The organism is Maricaulis sp., assembly GCF_015665295.1.
Lineage (GTDB): Bacteria > Pseudomonadota > Alphaproteobacteria > Caulobacterales > Maricaulaceae > Maricaulis.
Window position 1 is genome coordinate 1 of record NZ_JADFAJ010000024.1, and the last position, 15834, is coordinate 15834.

General features: G+C 63.6%; 17 protein-coding genes and 1 tRNA gene. 6 read left to right on the top strand and 12 right to left on the bottom strand.

The genetic code is table 11. The features are described from left to right. Nucleotides 1–30: 30 nt before the first annotated feature. Together QZZ02_RS11345 and QZZ02_RS11350 are read right to left on the bottom strand one after the other, a co-directional pair. Nucleotides 31–921: an ABC transporter transmembrane domain-containing protein gene (locus tag QZZ02_RS11345; protein ID WP_291844576.1), complete on the bottom strand. Its 891-nt coding sequence runs from the start codon at nt 919–921 to the stop codon at nt 31–33. Nucleotides 922–947: 26 nt separating this feature from the next. After that, nucleotides 948–1571, bottom strand: coding sequence for a class I SAM-dependent methyltransferase (locus QZZ02_RS11350; RefSeq protein WP_291844577.1), 624 nt, complete (start codon nt 1569–1571; stop codon nt 948–950). Between the two features lie 113 nt (nt 1572–1684). On the opposite strand from QZZ02_RS11350, the gene QZZ02_RS11355 reads away from it, so the two are divergent. Then, nucleotides 1685–2602, top strand: a complete 918-nt coding sequence (locus QZZ02_RS11355; protein ID WP_291844578.1) for a LysR family transcriptional regulator — start codon at nt 1685–1687, stop codon at nt 2600–2602. Between the two features lie 141 nt (nt 2603–2743). On the opposite strand, the gene rpsI is transcribed toward QZZ02_RS11355, so the two are convergent. Both rpsI and rplM read right to left on the bottom strand, forming a co-directional pair. Continuing rightward, nucleotides 2744–3241, bottom strand: coding sequence for a 30S ribosomal protein S9 (rpsI, locus tag QZZ02_RS11360; protein ID WP_366511533.1), 498 nt, complete (start codon nt 3239–3241; stop codon nt 2744–2746). A gap of 1 nt (nt 3242) precedes the next feature. Then, a complete protein-coding gene (rplM, locus tag QZZ02_RS11365) occupies nt 3243–3707 on the bottom strand; it encodes a 50S ribosomal protein L13 (protein WP_075189881.1) in 465 nt (154 codons plus the stop codon). A 213-nt stretch (nt 3708–3920) separates the two neighbouring features. Between rplM and QZZ02_RS11370 the strand changes: the two genes are divergently transcribed. Together QZZ02_RS11370 and QZZ02_RS11375 are read left to right on the top strand one after the other, a co-directional pair. After that, nucleotides 3921–5336 (top strand): alkaline phosphatase PhoX, encoded by a 1416-nt coding sequence (locus tag QZZ02_RS11370; protein WP_291844580.1) that lies wholly within the window; start codon nt 3921–3923, stop codon nt 5334–5336. Continuing rightward, a complete protein-coding gene (locus QZZ02_RS11375) occupies nt 5237–6325 on the top strand; it encodes a hypothetical protein (RefSeq protein ID WP_291844581.1) in 1089 nt (362 codons plus the stop codon). The genes QZZ02_RS11370 and QZZ02_RS11375 overlap by 100 nt, the downstream gene beginning before the upstream one ends. An 83-nt stretch (nt 6326–6408) precedes the next feature. Here the strand turns inward: QZZ02_RS11375 and QZZ02_RS11380 are convergent, their stop codons facing one another. Then, nucleotides 6409–6888 carry a MarR family winged helix-turn-helix transcriptional regulator gene (locus tag QZZ02_RS11380; protein ID WP_291844582.1) on the bottom strand — a complete coding sequence of 160 codons (480 nt, stop codon included), beginning with the start codon at nt 6886–6888 and terminating at the stop codon, nt 6409–6411. 84 nt (nt 6889–6972) lie between these two features. On the opposite strand from QZZ02_RS11380, the gene QZZ02_RS11385 reads away from it, so the two are divergent. Next, on the top strand, nt 6973–7821 hold the full coding sequence (locus tag QZZ02_RS11385; protein WP_291844583.1) for a CPBP family intramembrane glutamic endopeptidase: 849 nt from the start codon (nt 6973–6975) through the stop codon (nt 7819–7821). Nucleotides 7822–7836: 15 nt separating this feature from the next. On the opposite strand, the gene QZZ02_RS11390 is transcribed toward QZZ02_RS11385, so the two are convergent. Beyond that, nucleotides 7837–8862 carry a COX15/CtaA family protein gene (locus tag QZZ02_RS11390; protein WP_291844584.1) on the bottom strand — a complete coding sequence of 342 codons (1026 nt, stop codon included), beginning with the start codon at nt 8860–8862 and terminating at the stop codon, nt 7837–7839. A gap of 169 nt (nt 8863–9031) precedes the next feature. Between QZZ02_RS11390 and QZZ02_RS11395 the strand changes: the two genes are divergently transcribed. Beyond that, nucleotides 9032–10297, top strand: a complete 1266-nt coding sequence (locus QZZ02_RS11395; protein WP_291844585.1) for an FAD-dependent oxidoreductase — start codon at nt 9032–9034, stop codon at nt 10295–10297. A gap of 285 nt (nt 10298–10582) precedes the next feature. Here QZZ02_RS11395 and QZZ02_RS11400 read toward each other — a convergent pair. The 6 genes from QZZ02_RS11400 to QZZ02_RS11425 form a co-directional block, all read right to left on the bottom strand. Further along, a tRNA-Pro gene (locus tag QZZ02_RS11400) sits at nt 10583–10660 on the bottom strand. A gap of 120 nt (nt 10661–10780) precedes the next feature. Then, nucleotides 10781–11233, bottom strand: coding sequence for a MerR family transcriptional regulator (locus QZZ02_RS11405; RefSeq protein WP_291844586.1), 453 nt, complete (start codon nt 11231–11233; stop codon nt 10781–10783). A 29-nt stretch (nt 11234–11262) separates the two neighbouring features. Beyond that, complete coding sequence (locus tag QZZ02_RS11410; protein ID WP_291844587.1) at nt 11263–11568, bottom strand: integration host factor subunit alpha; 306 nt, start codon at nt 11566–11568, stop codon at nt 11263–11265. Between the two features lie 98 nt (nt 11569–11666). Further along, nucleotides 11667–12644, bottom strand: a complete 978-nt coding sequence (locus QZZ02_RS11415; RefSeq protein ID WP_291844588.1) for a beta-ketoacyl-ACP synthase III — start codon at nt 12642–12644, stop codon at nt 11667–11669. Beyond that, nucleotides 12641–13696, bottom strand: coding sequence for a phosphate acyltransferase PlsX (gene plsX, locus QZZ02_RS11420; protein ID WP_291844589.1), 1056 nt, complete (start codon nt 13694–13696; stop codon nt 12641–12643). Before plsX ends, QZZ02_RS11415 begins: the two co-directional genes overlap by 4 nt. Before the next feature lie 96 nt (nt 13697–13792). Next, complete coding sequence (locus QZZ02_RS11425; protein WP_291844590.1) at nt 13793–14326, bottom strand: ubiquinol-cytochrome C chaperone family protein; 534 nt, start codon at nt 14324–14326, stop codon at nt 13793–13795. A gap of 117 nt (nt 14327–14443) precedes the next feature. Between QZZ02_RS11425 and bamE the strand changes: the two genes are divergently transcribed. Further along, nucleotides 14444–14938 carry an outer membrane protein assembly factor BamE gene (gene bamE, locus QZZ02_RS11430; protein ID WP_291844591.1) on the top strand — a complete coding sequence of 165 codons (495 nt, stop codon included), beginning with the start codon at nt 14444–14446 and terminating at the stop codon, nt 14936–14938. The last annotated feature ends 896 nt before the right edge of the window (nt 14939–15834 follow it).

Here is a 15834-nt window from a genome sequence, read left to right on the forward strand (position 1 = left end):
CACCGAACCACAGAACCGCGATCAGCCCGGTCAGGATACCGAGAAGATCAGCGCGGTCATGAAGGAGCGCACGCTGATCCGGCGCATGGCGGACAGGAAGGTCATCTCGACCGCCGTGGCAAAGCGGTCCGATTCCTCGCGCTCTCGGGTAAAGGCCTGAACCGTCTCGATGGCCTGCAAAGTTTCGCCGGCCCGCGCCGACGCATCAGCCAGATTGTCCTGGCTGACCCGCGAGAGACGCTGGATCCGGCGCCCGAACAACAGGATCGGCCCCAGCATCAAGGGACCCAGAGCCAGCACGAGCAGAGCCAGCTGCCAACTCACCACGACCATGAGGATCAGCGCGCCGCTTGTGGTCGCCACCGTTCGCAGCGCGACTGAAATCGAGGAGCCGACCACGGTCTGGATCAATGTCGTGTCGGTGGTCAGGCGCGAGAGCACCTCGCCGGTCCGTGTTCCGGCGTAGAAGCGCGCGTCCAGCGACAGCAGATGCGTGAACACGTCCCGCCGCAAATCCGCAACCACGCGCTCGCCCAGCCGGCTGATGAAGTAGAAGCGAAAGGCGCTGGCGAGACCCAGCAGGACCGCCACCCCCATTCCGGCCAGGAAATAGATCCCCAGCCCGGACGTCTCGCCAAGGCTGGCGCAAGCGGCCGCCCGGGTGTCCCCGGCAAACCCGCAATCAACCACCAGACGAAAGGCCGCAGGCAGAAGCAGGGTCAGTCCCGAGGCCAGCACCAGAAACAGCGAAAAGGCGGCCAGCAGGAAAGGATAGCGCAGGATGTAGGGCAACAGACGGCGCAAGGGCTGCACCGACTTGGCCTTGTCCCGATGGGCCTGGTCACGCTCGAGCTCGGCGGCGAAGCCGGAGCCGCGCGCCTCGTCAGCAGCGGCCTCTTGCGCGGTCTGGGTCTGGGTCATGCCATCACTTTCCTGTCATTGCCGGTTCAGCCCGGTTTGCGGGCCATGACAAACAACGCCGCGCTCGGCTTGGGCCGCCACTCATACTCGATCTCGAACCCGGCCTCGGCAATTTCCCGCTTCAGCCTTGCGGACCCGAACGCCTTTACCGGAGGGAAGGCGCCGAGGATCCGCCCGATGGGCAGGATCGGCACCATGAACCAGAAACCGTCCAGCAAGCAGGCCGTGCTGGTTATGAACAGGCCGCCGGGCTTCAACAATTGCCTGGCCTTGTCCATGGCTGCATGGCGGTCATCCAGAAGGTGCAGGATGCTCATGCCCAGCACGACGTCGAAACTGCCGGACGGTGCGTCGAAATCGGCGAAATCGGCGCGCTGATAGCTGATATTCCCGATTCCGGCCTCGCGGCCACGGGTTTCGGCAATGCCCAGCATCTCGCCGGAGATATCGGTCGCGAGGATGGAGCCCGCCGCATCGGCAAGACGGCGGGCCGTGCCCCCCGTGCCGCAGCCAAACTCCAGCAGGCGCGTCTCCGGGGTGAGGTTTTCGCGAATCTTCGACAGTTTGAAGTCCCACGACTTCACATCCGCAATCGGGTCATTTGAATATTTCTCGGCGATCTTGTCCCACCAGCGATGCGCTTGCGTCATGCCATTCGTCTCCACTGTCCGTTCGCACGCTGCGAACCATCCAGACCCCGGTTTTGACATACGCTGAGCGAATATAAATTGCCGCCAAACGGACATCTGATATACGTGTTTCGATGAATTGGAATGCTGTTGCCTTTGACTGGAACCAGATCCGCGCCCTGCTCGCCACGATCGAGGAAGGCTCGTTTTCTGCTGCCGCGCGGGCATTGGGACAGACCCAGCCCACACTCAGCCGTCAGATCGCCGCCCTGGAAGCGGATCTCGGCATCACCCTGTTCGAGCGCAATCGCCGCGCCACACAGCCGACCCGGGCCGCCCTGGAACTGGTCGAGCATGTCCGCTCCATGGGTGAAGCTGCCCAGCGGATCTCGCTGACCGCCTCCGGCCAGTCCAGCACCATTGAGGGGCTGGTGACCATCACCGCGACCAATATCATGGCGTCTTTCTACCTGCCGCCCATCATCAAGCGGATTCACGAGGAGGCACCCGGCATTCGCCTGGAAATCATCGCTTCGAACGAGTTGCAGGATCTGCAGAAACGCGAAGCGGATATCGCGATCCGGCATGCCCGCCCGGAGCAACCCGATCTCATTGCGCGCCTGGTCGGCGAGACGACCGGCCATCTCTATGCACATCCGGACTATCTCGATCGGGTCGGACGCCCGACCTGCCTGGACCATGTCAATCGGCTCGACTTCATCGGTTTCGAGCAGAATGATCGTGTAATCGAGCATCTCAATGCGATGGGGCTCAGCCTGACATCCGAGAATTTCCGGATCAGCAGTGGCAGCTCAACCGTCCATCACGCCCTGGCCATGCAGGGGCTTGGCGTGACACCCATGACGCGGGACTGGATCGACCAGCACTCGATCCTCGAGGAAGTCTGGCCGCCACTGCCGCCGATCCCGATCCAGACCTGGCTGGTAACCCACCGCGAACTCAATACCAGTCGACGAATCCGCGTGGTCTTCGACCATATCGCGAATGGCCTCGCTGAACAGAACCGGGCGCACCGGCTCCCGCGGGTCTGAAAGACCCCGAAAGAAAAGGTCTGAAAGACCCCGAAAGAAAAGGTCTGAAAGACCCCGAAAGAAAAGGTCTGAAAGACCCCGAAAGAAAAACGGGCGGCGCCATCGGCACCGCCCGTCCTGCAGATCGTGAGTTCGACAAGCTTAGCGCTTGGAGAACTGGAAGGAACGGCGGGCCTTGGCCTTGCCGTACTTCTTGCGCTCGACGACGCGGCTGTCGCGGGTCAGGAAGCCGCCAGCCTTCAGGACCGGGCGCAGGCCCGGTTCGAACAGCTGGAGGGCCTTGGAGATACCGTGACGCACGGCACCGGCCTGACCGGACAGACCACCACCGACAACGGTCGCGACCACGTCAAACTCGTTCACGCGCTCGGCGGCTTCCAGCGGCTGCTGAAGCAGCATGCGAAGAACGGGGCGAGCGAAATACTGTTCCTGGTCGCGGCCATTGACCGTGATCTTGCCGCTGCCGCGCTTGATCCAGACGCGGGCGACCGCGTTCTTGCGCTTGCCGGTGGCATAGGAACGGCCGTGCTCATCGATTTTGGGCTCGGCCGGAACGGACTCGTCAGCCACCACGGTGCCGGCGTCGGCTTCCTTGATGACGTCTTTGAGGTCTTCGAGCGAGCGGGCTTCTTCAGACATATCAGCCTCGCGTATTCTTGGAGTTCATGGACTTGAAATCGACCACTTCCGGCTGTTGGGCCTCGTGCTTGTGGTCGGGACCGGCATAGACGCGCAGGTTCGAGAACTGCTGACGCGCCAGCGGGCTGTCTTTCGGCAGCATGCGCAGCACGGCTTTCTCGACAACGCGCTCCGGGAAACGGCCGTCCAGCAGCTTCGCCGGGCTGGTTTCCTTGATGCCACCCGGGTGACCGGTGTGGTGGTAGTAGCGCTTGTCATCCCGCTTGGTGCCGGTGAAGACGACCTTCTCGGCATTCACGATGATGATGTTGTCGCCCATGTCGACATGGGGGGTATAGTCCGGACGGTGCTTGCCGCGCAGGCGGGTGGCGACGTAGGCAGCGAGGCGACCGACAACGGCACCCTCTGCGTCGATCACGACCCACTTTTTAACGACATCCGCCGGCTTAACGGAGATGGTTTTCATAATATTCCTGCCTCAGGCCTGATAGGATCAGGTTGAATTCGAGCGCGCCGTTTAGAGGTGAATTGCAGTTCGGTCAAGCAGGTGTCGAATTTCAGCTGCAATTTTATACACCTAGATATACGGTTACATAATACCGCATACTGCATGACCGTCATGTGCTCGTCGTGAAGTCGTTGTAGTTAAAAGACCTTCCAGACCGCCCCGGAGTGCCCGATGTCCCTGTCCCGCCGCCATTTCCTGCGCAGCAGCGCCGCCACCACCCTCGCCTTTTCCGGCCTTGCCGCGCTGGCCGCCTGCCAGAAGCGTTATCCGGCCGAGCAAGGCTATTTCAACGAGGTCGAGGGCCTCGGCCCATTGCAGGTCGATCCGGACGGCCTGTTCGATCTGCCGGACGGTTTCACCTATGACGTCATTTCCTCGGCCGGCCAGCCGATGACTGATGGCCTGGTTGTGCCCGGTGATTTCGACGGCATGGCCTGCTTCCAGAAAGCCGATGGACGCATCGTGCTCGTGCGTAATCACGAGCTGCGCCTCGGCGACGCCGAGAAATCACCTTTCGTGCCGGACAATGCCGGCCTCGAACTGATTGATCGCAGCCGGGTGCATGACTGGGACGAGAATGGCAATCCGCATATCGGTGGCACCAGCCATCTCGTCCTCAACCCGGAAACCCTGGCGGTCGAGGAAGAATACCTCTCCCTCGTCGGCACGATCAATAATTGCGCCGGCGGACCGACCCCCTGGGGCAGCTGGCTGACTTGCGAGGAGACCGAACAGAATGTCGGTCCGCAGGCCGGTGTTGAGCACGGCTATGTCTTCGAGGTCCCGGCCGAAGCGACCGGGCTGGTCGAACCGGTCCCGCTCAAGGCGATGGGCCGTTTCCGCCACGAAGCCGTCGCTATCGATCCGCGTACGCTGATCGCCTACGAGACAGAAGACCAGTACGACCGCTGCCTCTTCTACCGCTTTCTTCCCAACGTGCCCGGACAGCTGGTCGAAGGCGGCCGGCTGCAGGCGCTCGCGGTTCGCGGCCGACCCGGCCTGGACGTGCGCAACTGGGACACCGAGACCCTGCAGCCGGGCGAATGGGTCGATGTCGACTGGATCGATCTTGATGATGTCGAATCGCCGAATGCCGATCTCGCCGCCCGCGGCGTGGCCGCCGGAGCCGCCCATTTCACGCGTGGCGAAGGGATCTGGTGGGGCGAAAACGAATGTTATTTCACTTGCACGGACGGGGGCCCGGACCGGCTCGGCCAGATCTGGCGCTATCAGCCCAGCCCGAGCGAGGGTGACGATGGCGAGACGGCAGCGCCCGGCCGGCTGCAGCTGTTCTACCAGAGCCATGACGCCGCCATCATGGAGAGCTGCGACAATTTGTGTGTCGCGCCCTGGGGCGACCTGATCGTCGTCGAGGATGGTGATCAGGACCAGTACATCCGCGGCGTGACGCCCGATGGTGAGGTGTATACGATTGGACGCAACGCGGCCTCCGGGCCGGAAGGTCAAAAAAGCGAGATTTGCGGTCCATGTTTCAGTCCCGACGGTTCGACCCTGTTTTTCAATGTGCAGCGCTATCCCGGACGCACTTTCGCGGTCCGCGGTCCCTGGCCCGGGCTTTCGCGCTAGGCGCTTCGCTGCTGGCACTTGGCGCCTGTGGTCCGAACGCCGAAGCACCGGAAGGCGCAACGGTCGAGGCCGAGGCCAGCGGTCCGACCGAGATCCTTGTCACCGCCGCCTTCACAGCTGTTGAGGGCGGCGGCGGCCCGGTCGGCTTCCTGCCTGACCCGAATGTGCCATCGCTCGGTTTCGTGCTGTCGGCACCGGGGGCTGGCGGCATCGATATTTTCGACCTCGACGGCATCCTCAAGACCCGCCATGCCGGGGAACGCCTGACCGGCCTCGCCGTGGCCCCCGATTTCGAACTGCGCGGCGAAGCCCTGCCGCTGATTTTCGGATCGGTCGGCGATGCCGGTGCCGTGCGCGGTTTTGCCGTTGTGCGCGACGGCGCGCAGATCCTTGATCTGCCCTTGGGGGCGATGGAGCCGATCGACGGTGTGGCCGGGCTCTGTCTGATGCGTGAAGGCACCGGTTTTGTGGAACTGGTTGTGCTGGGCACCGGGGCCCATGCCGAGATTTGGCGCGTCCGCGATGCCGGCAGCGACCAGCTGAGCGTCGAGCGGGTCCGCGACTTCCCGCTGCCGGTTCCGGCGCGGCAATGTGCAACGCTGGACGGCGACATCTACACGGCCAGCCCGGTCGGTGGCATTGCCCGCCTGTCCGGCGACGGCACGATCCTCGCCGAGGACCCGTTCCGCGCGACCAATCTGGCGCTGGGGGATTTCAACGGAACCCGGCTGGTCCTGGCAACAAGCGGCACCGGCGAAACGATCGAGACCTTCGACGCGGAAAGCCTTGTTCGCGGCCTTTCGCTCGATATCATCGACGGTCTCTCAACCCAGGGCATCCAGCTCCCCGCCGCCCTCGCCGTCACGGGGGAGGATTACGGCTACACAGCCTATGCCAACGGCCTCATGGTGGTCTTCGACACCGGCGCCGGCCGCCTCAAAGTGGTCTCACGCGATGCATTGAGCCGGGCGATTTTAGCGGTGGACTGATCCGCGTCTGCCAATCAGGAATCGGAGCACGGGATGCGCCGCGCAAACGGCGCCTCCCGTGTCAGGCCGAGACCTGGTTCGCCTCAGCCTATCCGGCCGACCAGGGGTTCGGAACGCAACCGCTCCACGGCTTCAACGGCCTTGGCCGCCAGGTCGCAGCCGATCTCGTCGAACAGCGCGTCCATTGCCGCCCGGATCTTCTCGAGCATAACCAGCATCATGGCGTATTGCGCCTGGCCATAGTCCGTCAGCTCGAGAATCTTGCGGCGACTGTCGGACGGATGAGCGCGCTTGGTCACCAGACCCAGTCGACACAATAGCGCCACGCGCTGCGTCGCGACCTGATGGGGCTGGTCAAGCGACAGGGCGATGTCCGCAACCGTGACATCGTCAATCTCACCGATCATCAGGACAGTTGAGATTGCCCGCGGGGGAATCACGATCCCGGCGGACTGCATGAGCACCAAGCCCTGGTCAGCGATTGTCTCCACAAGGCGCAACAGCTTGTTCGACAGAAAAGCCCCGCTCAGTCGGTGGGTGTCCATGATGTTGCTGTCACGCACGGCTTGCCTCTTATACAATCAGTTGTACAATTAATTGTATAAACTACACCTGACATTCCCTCCCGTAAAGGAAAGCCCGGCATCATGACCGCAGTGCAGGCTGACAGACACACAACGATCATCACCTTGCTGACCTTCCTCGGCATGCTCACAATCGCCAGCGCCGTGGCCCATTACGCAATCGTCGCCCTGGTGCCCACATCGCTCTATGTCGGCACGCTGATGATGATGCCGGCGCTCGCCGCCTTCCTGACGCTCAAACTCCGCGGCCGCAGGATTTCCGACCTGCCCTGGACATGGGGCAGTCATCGCGCCAACTGGGCCGGATACCTCGTTCCGGCCTTTTACGTATCGCTTGGCTACGGGATCATCTGGCTGAGCGGGCTCGGTGGTTTTGGCAACGCCGCAACCATCAGCGAATGGAGCGGGGAGCTTGGCCTGCCGGACGCACCCGCCTTTGTCGTCATCGCCCTGATGGGCGTGTTGATGGCCGTGGTGCAGTTCGCGAAATCACTGGGCACGATAGCGGGCGAGGAAATCGGCTGGCGCGGATTCTTTGCGTGGGAGCTGCGCAAGCTCTTTTCCTTCAATGCCACATGCCTGATCAGCGGCGCTGTCTGGGCGGTCTGGCACTACCCCGTCATCATCGCGTATGGCGGCGGCAACACCCTGTTTCAACTGGCATGCTTCACCGTGATGATCATCGCGATGACGGTCATCATGACCTATTACACCTTCAAGAGCCGATCAGTGTGGCCCGCCATCATGTTTCATGGCGCCCACAACATCTACATCCAGAAGATCTGCACGCCTTTGACGGTGGAAAATCCCTCGACCAGCCTGTGGACCGATGAGTACGGGCTCATGATCCCGATCATCGTGAGCCTGGTCGCGATCATCTACTGGCAACGGGCCCGCAAGGCCGGTCTCTAAGGCAAATCTCCCGTTTCAGACTGCCCGCCGTGCCGTCCAGGCGGCGCAGATCATCGCGATGAAGAGGAGGATCGCCCCGGCCTGGTGGGCCAGGGAGAGCGAGAGCGGGACAACCGCCAGCAGCGCCGCGATGCCAAGGGCGATCTGCCCGATCACCAGGGCCGGCAGAATCAGCATGAAGGGCTTCAGCGACACCCGCGGCTCGCGCCAGATCAGCCAAGCGTAGGCGAAGACGCCAAACGCCACGAGATAGCCGGTCCAGCGATGATGCATCTGGACCGCCGCATGGCTCTCGAAAATCGCCGGGAAGAAACTCATCCCGCCGAGATAGTCCTCGGGAATGAGATCGCCATTCATCAACGGCCAGGTGTTGTAGATGCGTCCGGCATCCAGACCGGCCACGAAAGCCCCCAGGACGATCTGCAGGAAGACCAGGCCCAGCAGCCCGGCCGTGACACCGGCAAGGCGTCCGCGGCGCAGCGGGGGCGGTCCGTAGCGGGCTTCCAGCGACAGCCATATCGACGCCCCGAGGATGACGAAGGCCATGCCCAGATGGGTTGCCAGCCGGTATTGGCTGACATCGAGCCGGTCCGTCAGGCCACTCGCCACCATCCACCAGCCGATCGCGCCCTGGGCCCCGCCGAGCAGAAAAAGCCCGAAAAGGCGCGGCTTCAAGCGGGCGCTGAGATGGCCCCGCAGCCAGAAAAAGACAAAGGGAACAAAGAAGACGAGACCGATCAGCCGTCCAAGCTGGCGATGGCCCCACTCCCACCAGAAGATGAATTCGAACTCCGCCAGCGTCATAGCGGAATTCTGGACCTGGAATTCCGTGGTCTGCTGGTACAGCGCGAACTCGTTTTCCCAATCCGCCTGGCTGAGCGGCGGGATGGCGCCGGAAATCGGCTTCCATTCGGTGATGGACAGGCCGCTGTCTGTCAGGCGCGTCGTCCCGCCGATGATGATCATCAGGCAGACGAGTGCGGCGACGATGAGCAGCCAGAGCGAAACGGCGCGGCTTGTGGTGCTGGTATGATACGACATGCAAACTCCCGGGCGGCTAGGTAACCCATTCACACCACAGCACAAGCCTTGTGCATCATTGCCAATGGCGGACATGATGCTATTGCACTCGCAGGCCTGCACCGGACGCGCCATCATGTCGCAAGCAGGACCTGGTTTGGGCAGGACCTGATTTGCGGAGGGACGTTGCGTGAGCAAGACCGATGGGACCGTCATAATACTCGGCGCCGGCCAGGCTGGCGGCCAGTGCGCCGCCTCTCTGCGTCGCAATGGATTTGCCGGCCGCATCCTGCTGGTCGGCGACGAGCCGCACCCGCCCTATCAGCGCCCGCCCCTGTCGAAGGCCTATCTTTCCGGCGAGATCGATGAGAGCCGGCTATGGCTGCAACCGCCCGAAACCTGGGCCGAACAGGACGTCCAGCTGCGCCTGTCGACCCGTGCCAAGCGAATCGATCCCGACCGCAAGCTGGTCATATTCGCCAATGGTCGCGAAGAAACCTACACCCGTCTCGTGATCGCAACCGGCTCCCGCGTCCGGACCCTGCCGGTTCCCGGTGCCGAACTCGACGGCGTGCGCTATCTGCGCTCCATCGCCGATGTCGATGCCCTGAAGGCCGATGTGCAGCCGGGCAAGCGCATCGCCATCATCGGCGGCGGCTATATCGGACTGGAAGCGGCCTCGGTCGCCTCCAAGCTGGGCGCCGCCCCGATCGTGATCGAGGCGATGGACCGGCTTCTGGCACGTGTGGCCGTTCCGGAAGTCTCGGAATTCTACCGCCAGGCCCATGACCAGCGCGGTGTCTCGATCCGCCTCGACTCGCAGGTCGCCGCCCTGAAACCCAAATCCGGCCTGTTCGCCCGCGGCAAGGCGGTCGGCCGGATCGAACTGGCCAATGGCGAGAAGATCGCCTGCGACAGCGTGCTGGTCGGGATCGGCGTCATCCCCAACCAGGAACTCGCAGCGAGCTGCGGCCTGACAACCGGCAACGGAATTGTGGTCGACGAGGCCTGCCGGACCAGCGATCCGAATATCTACGCGATCGGCGATTGCGCCGAACAGCTCAACTGGCTGACCGGCACCCGGCTGCGTCTGGAAAGCGTGCCCAATGCGCTCGACCAGGCCAAGCGCGCCGCCGCGGCGATCTGCGGCGTCGCCGCGCCGAAACCGGAAGTGCCCTGGTTCTGGTCCGACCAGTTCGATCTCAAACTCCAGACCGCCGGCCTGATCGGCGCCCAGGACACCACCATCACCCGCGCCGGTCCCGACGAGACCCCGCGCAGCTTCTTCCACCTCGCCGACGGCGTCCTGATCGCCGCCGATTGCATAAACGACCCGCAAAGCTTCATGGCCGCCAAGATGATGATCCAGAAACGCGCCAGCCCGGATCCGGCCGCGCTCGCCAATCCGGACATGGCGATGAAGGATGTGATGAAGGCGGCGATGGCGGGGGCGTGAGGGCGGTTCCGCTCGACGACACCAACAGATATCGGTGTCACACAATGTGCGTGCGGCGCACACCCCGCCATAAACCGCTTGCCGGGAGAAAGCCGTATCCGGTTCTTCAGCTCAAGGGTTTCAACCGCGAAGCGGCGCCTGCGGCGCCCTTGACCTGAAGAACCGGATACGGCCCGCTGGCTGACAAGCGATCTATGGATGGTCCTGCGCGAGACGCCGGATTTCCACGACAAAGGACAAAAAGCAGGGAGGGTTTGCCCCTGGAACATGGCACTCGCAAGAAAATGGTCGGAGCGGCGAGATTCGAACTCGCGACCCCCGGTCCCCCAGACCGGTGCGCTAACCGGGCTGCGCCACGCTCCGACACTCACTTGCTGGACAGGCAGGCCCGTCCGATGGGGAAGTCGCTTATAGGGTGCGGTTTGCCGCTCGGCAACAGGCCTGTCAGCGCCATGTGCGGCTGGGCTGCCGACCGGTCTGCAATCAGGGTTTAAGCGCGGCTTTCAGCTTGGCCTGGGCGTTTTCCAGATCGGCAAGAATATCGTCGAGCTGGCGCTGCGGACCGTCAGCCGGACGCGGGCGCGACGGTTTCGCGGCGACCGGGTGCTCCAGATCAGCCGCATCTATGGCAAGGGGATCACGCGGCGCGCCTGCGGCTGGATCGCCCATCTCCATCACCGCAGCGATGCCATGATCCTTGAAGTATTTGCGGGCGCCCTTGATCGTGTAGCCGTCCTCATAGAGGAGCCGCTTCACGCCGCGCAGCAATTGCAGGTCCTGGGGCCGGTAGAAGCGGCGACCGCCAGCCCGTTTCAACGGGCTGATCTGGGCGAACTTGCTTTCCCAGAAGCGCAGGACATGCGCGGGAATAGCAAGTTCCTCAGCGGCTTCGCTGATGGTTCGAAACGCGTCTGCAGACTTGTTCGTGACCGACATGCGCTGTTCGCGTCAGCCTGCGGGCCGCCCTAATCCTTGGACAGAGCCGAGTCGACGCGCTCCTTGAGTACTTGTGACGGTTTGAACACCAGAACGCGGCGCGCCTCAATCGGCACCTCCACCCCGGTCTTCGGATTACGCCCGACCCGACCGCGCTTGTCCCGCAAAAGGAATGAGCCAAACGAGGAAAGCTTCACGGACTCGCCCTTGGCGAGCGTGTCCGAAACCATGCCCAGCACGGACTGGACCAGATCTGCTGATTCCTGGCGAGACAGGCCGACCTCCCGGTAGACCGATTCAGCCAAATCTGCACGCGTCAAGGTTTTATCTGCCATGGTCATCCCCACAAAGACGATATCAAGCTACGCCTCGAAACCGGGTCAGGTCAACGCCAAGGTCTTGGTTAAGTGCGAGAAACCGCCGAATTAATGGATCAGAACCGGGCCAGGGCCGCGCCCCAGGTAAATCCACCACCCAGCGCTTCCATCAAAACCAGGTCGCCGCGCTTGATCCGGCCGTCCTGGACAGCCCGGTCAAAGGCCAGCGGCACCGAGGCCGCAGAGGTATTGCCGTGGTCGGCCACGGTCGAGATGACCTTCTCCGTCGGGATCGACAATCGGCGCGCGACGCCTTCCAGGATACGCTGATTGGCCTGGTGGGGAACAAACCAGTCAACCGCCTCGATCGTCACGCCCGAGCGCTTGGCAATCGTGGTCATCGACTCGGCGATATTGGTGATGGCGTGCCGGAAGACCTGGTTGCCGACCATGCGCAGATGCCCGACCGTCCCGGTCGAGGACGGGCCACCATCGACATGCAGCAGATCCTTGAACCGGCCATCCGAGCGCAGATAGGTGCCCAGGATACCTGCCCGTTCCGGACCCGTGGCCGCCTCGTCCGCCTGCAGCACCATGGCGCCGGCACCGTCGCCGAACAGGACGCAGGTTGAACGATCGGTCCAGTCGAGAAGGCGCGACATGGTCTCGGCGCCGACGACCAGCGCCGTTCGGGCCTGACCGCGCGCGATCATGTTGTCGGCCATGGCCAGCGCATAGACAAAACCGGTGCACACGGCCTGGACGTCGAAGGCGGCGCCATTGGTCGCGCCGAGCCGCGCCTGCAGCATGGTGCCGACCGAGGGAAAGGTGAAATCGGGCGTCGTGGTCGCCACCACGATCAGGTCGAGATCCTCTGCCGTCAGACCGGCATCCTCGAGCGCGCGGCGGGCGGCACGCTCGGCAAGATCACAGGTGGTGACACCCTCGCCGGCGATATGGCGCTGACGGATGCCCGTGCGTTCGCGAATCCAGCTGTCGCTGGTGTCGACCATTGCCGAAATCTCGTCATTGGTCAGGATCCGCTCGGGCAGGTGAGAGCCGATTCCGGCGATACGCGCACTCGGTTCGGTCATGACGCTGCCGCGACTTCCTGTTCTTCGAAACTGGCAAACTTGTCGAGATTGGCGCGGATCTGGGCCATGAAATCGCTCTTCGCCATGACATAGGCGAGGCCAAGCGCAGAGGCGAAACCCTCGCCATCGGCTCCGCCATGCGACTTGACGACAATGCCCTTGAGACCCAGCAGGACGCCGCCATTGATATAGCGCGGATCCATGCGCTGGCGCAGACGCTCCAGCGCGCCGAGCGAGAGCAGGCCGGCGGCCAGCTTGGCGATCAGCGAGCTGGTCAGCGCCTCGCGCACCCAGCCCGCGACCAGGCGGGCCGTGCCTTCGGCAGTCTTCAACGCAATATTGCCGGTAAACCCGTCGGTCACGACGACGTCGATGCCGCCGGCAGAAATATCATTGCCCTCGATGAAGCCCTGATAGGCGATGTCGAGCCCGGATTTGCGGATCAGCTGATCGGCTTCACGGACCGTGTCATTGCCCTTGAGTTCTTCCTGGCCGACATTGAGCAGGCCGACGGACGGCGCTTCGCCGCCGAAAACGGCGCGATGATAGGCCTCGCCCATGATGGCGAACTCGACGAGCTGGGTCGCGCCGCATTGCACATTGGCGCCGACATCAAGCACCACTGTGTGGCCCTTCGGCGTCGGCCAGTTCGCCGAGATGGCCGGGCGATGCACGCCCTTCTTCATCCGCAGGACGACCTTGCCGATCGCCATCAGCGCACCGGTATTGCCGGAGGACACGATGGCCCCCGCCTCGCCGGCCTTGACGCTCTGGATTGCGTTCCACATCGAGGAACCGCGCGCCCGGCGCACGGCCTCGCTCGGCTTGTCCGTCATCTGGACAAGCGTATCCGTGTGACGCAGCTCGCAGACCGCCGCCACCTTGGGGTGTCTGGCCAGGAGCGGGGCCAGCAGGGCCTCGTTGCCGTGAAGAATATAAGTCGCCTTGCGGTCCGGCCAGCGCTTGAGCGCGTGTCCGATACCCTCGACGACCGCCTCGGGTCCGAGATCGCCGCCCATCGCGTCGACCGAAATCGTGGGGATACCTGTCATGAGTAGCGGTGCCGTGTCCCTCGCAGAGGCGCCATGCGCCGAAAGCCCGCGGAACTTAGACCATGACCGGGGCAATGCAAGGCAGCAAGGCGGCGATCAGACGGTCGGGAAAGCCGGTACTGCCCCGTCGAGCAAGGCGCTACCGCCCTGCCCGTTCAGGCCCGCAACAGCCGAATTTACGTATAGGGCAAGGGAAGGCGCGCGGGGATCATCGGCTGCGGCATTGAATGCGTTCCGCGACAGCACGGCCTGCAATTGCTCCGGATCAGGACTGTCGATCGCATCGCGCAGGGCTTCGGCACGGCCGTAAAACCCCTCCGCCATGAAGCGGATTTTCTTGCCGACACCCGAATCCCCGACGCCCATCTCGCGCATGCCGGCATCAAAATCATCGAACATGGTGTCGAACAGCGCCTGGCTGAGAGACCGCGCGGCGTCACTGTCGACAGGTTTCAGCGTCAACACGACAAGGGCGCAATGCAGGATGATCATTTCGAACCGGCCCTCGACCGTGTCCGGCACCCCCAGTTCAGCATAGAGATGCGGCGCTCGCGCTGCGCTTACCACATCGCGGTACAGCGCCTCGGCACGACGCTTTTCCGGCTTGCGACCGAAAAGTCGGTTCAACATGCGTTCCGCACTCCCAAGAATTGGCGCTTGAAGCTAAGCTCGCCCTTGGTTAGGTCAAGACAGCGCCGCACGCGTCATCACGTCGCGCGTGGCAGACCCATCTCGCAGGAGTTCCTGATGAAGCGTCGCGTTAGCCTTACAGTCCTGATTGCCGCCTGCGCGATTGGCGCCTCGGCCTGCAATCCGGTCCTTCGTTCGCATGGCTACCGCTACACGACGCAGGAAGAGCCGAACATCGTGGTCGCCGAGGATACCGAAAGCTCCGTGCTGTCGCGCCTCGGCAATCCCTCGACGCGCGGGACGTTCGAAGAGAACACCTGGTATTACATCTCCTCGACCCGCGAGAGCCTCGCCTATCTGCGCCCGCAAACACGCGACCGCCGCATCATCGCCGTGACCTTTGACGAGAACGGCATTGTCAGCGATGTCTCCGAATACGGTCTGGAAGACGGCCGTGTCGTGGCCTATGCCAATCGCGAAACCCCGACCCGCGGACGCGAACTGACCTTCCTCGAGCAGCTGCTCGGCAATGTCGGTCGCCTGCCCACCGAACAGTTCGGCGGCGAGCAAAACCTGCCCGGCGGCGCCGGCGGCCCGCGTCGCGATCAGTAGACGCGACGGTCCTTGCCAACAAAGAGCCCCGGTCATCCGACCGGGGTTTTTTGTCGGGTGGCGCTCGCAAGAAGCCCCTCATCTGTCATCCCCGCTCGTTTGTCCCGGGAGCACGCTTTCCTCCCCATTCCATGGGGAGGCGGCGCGCCCGAAGGGCGTGACGGAGGGGTGACGCCGCAGGCGGCATGGGTCGTGCCTCGGCCCACTTCCCCACATGGTGGGGAAGAAAACCGGCTCCCGGCGCCCCCATCCTTTCCTCCCCATTCCATGGGGAGGTGGCTTGGCGCGAAGCGGCAAGACGGAGGGGCCGCCGCAGGCGGCATGGGTCGTCTTCGCTTGTGGCCCATCCTCGCGACGCTCGGACCCCATCGACCCGAGGCTCCGCCTCGGCCCACTTCCCCACATGGTGGGGAAGAAAACCGGCTCCCGGCGCTGCCCATCCTTTCCTCCCCATTCCATGGGGAGGTGGCTTGGCGCGAAGCGGCAAGACGGAGGGGCCGCCACAGGCGGCATGGCCTTCCTCGCTCCGTTCGACCCCATCGACCCGAGGCTCCGCCTCGGCCCACTTCCCCACATCGTGGGGAAGAAAAGTGCGGGTTTATCCCACGTCTCATCGCCCTAACATACTGTAAAGGCGAGACTTCCCGGAAACCTTGTCCGCCCCCGCCCGGCGCCGTCCCATAATCCTTGCCGTTCCCAGGCCATCTTGAGGCCCGGACCGGTTATCCGGGGGTTTGGGGATGGCGGAGCGCATCCGGTTTGGTGGGGCTGACCACCATCAGACCCGGTGCGGCCGCCGACGGGACTCGCGGCACAACGATTGACCGCCCTGATCCCGTCGGCTTCGATTCGGGGGCTGGAAGGCAACCCGGGAAATCTCCGCGTGCGGGATGCTT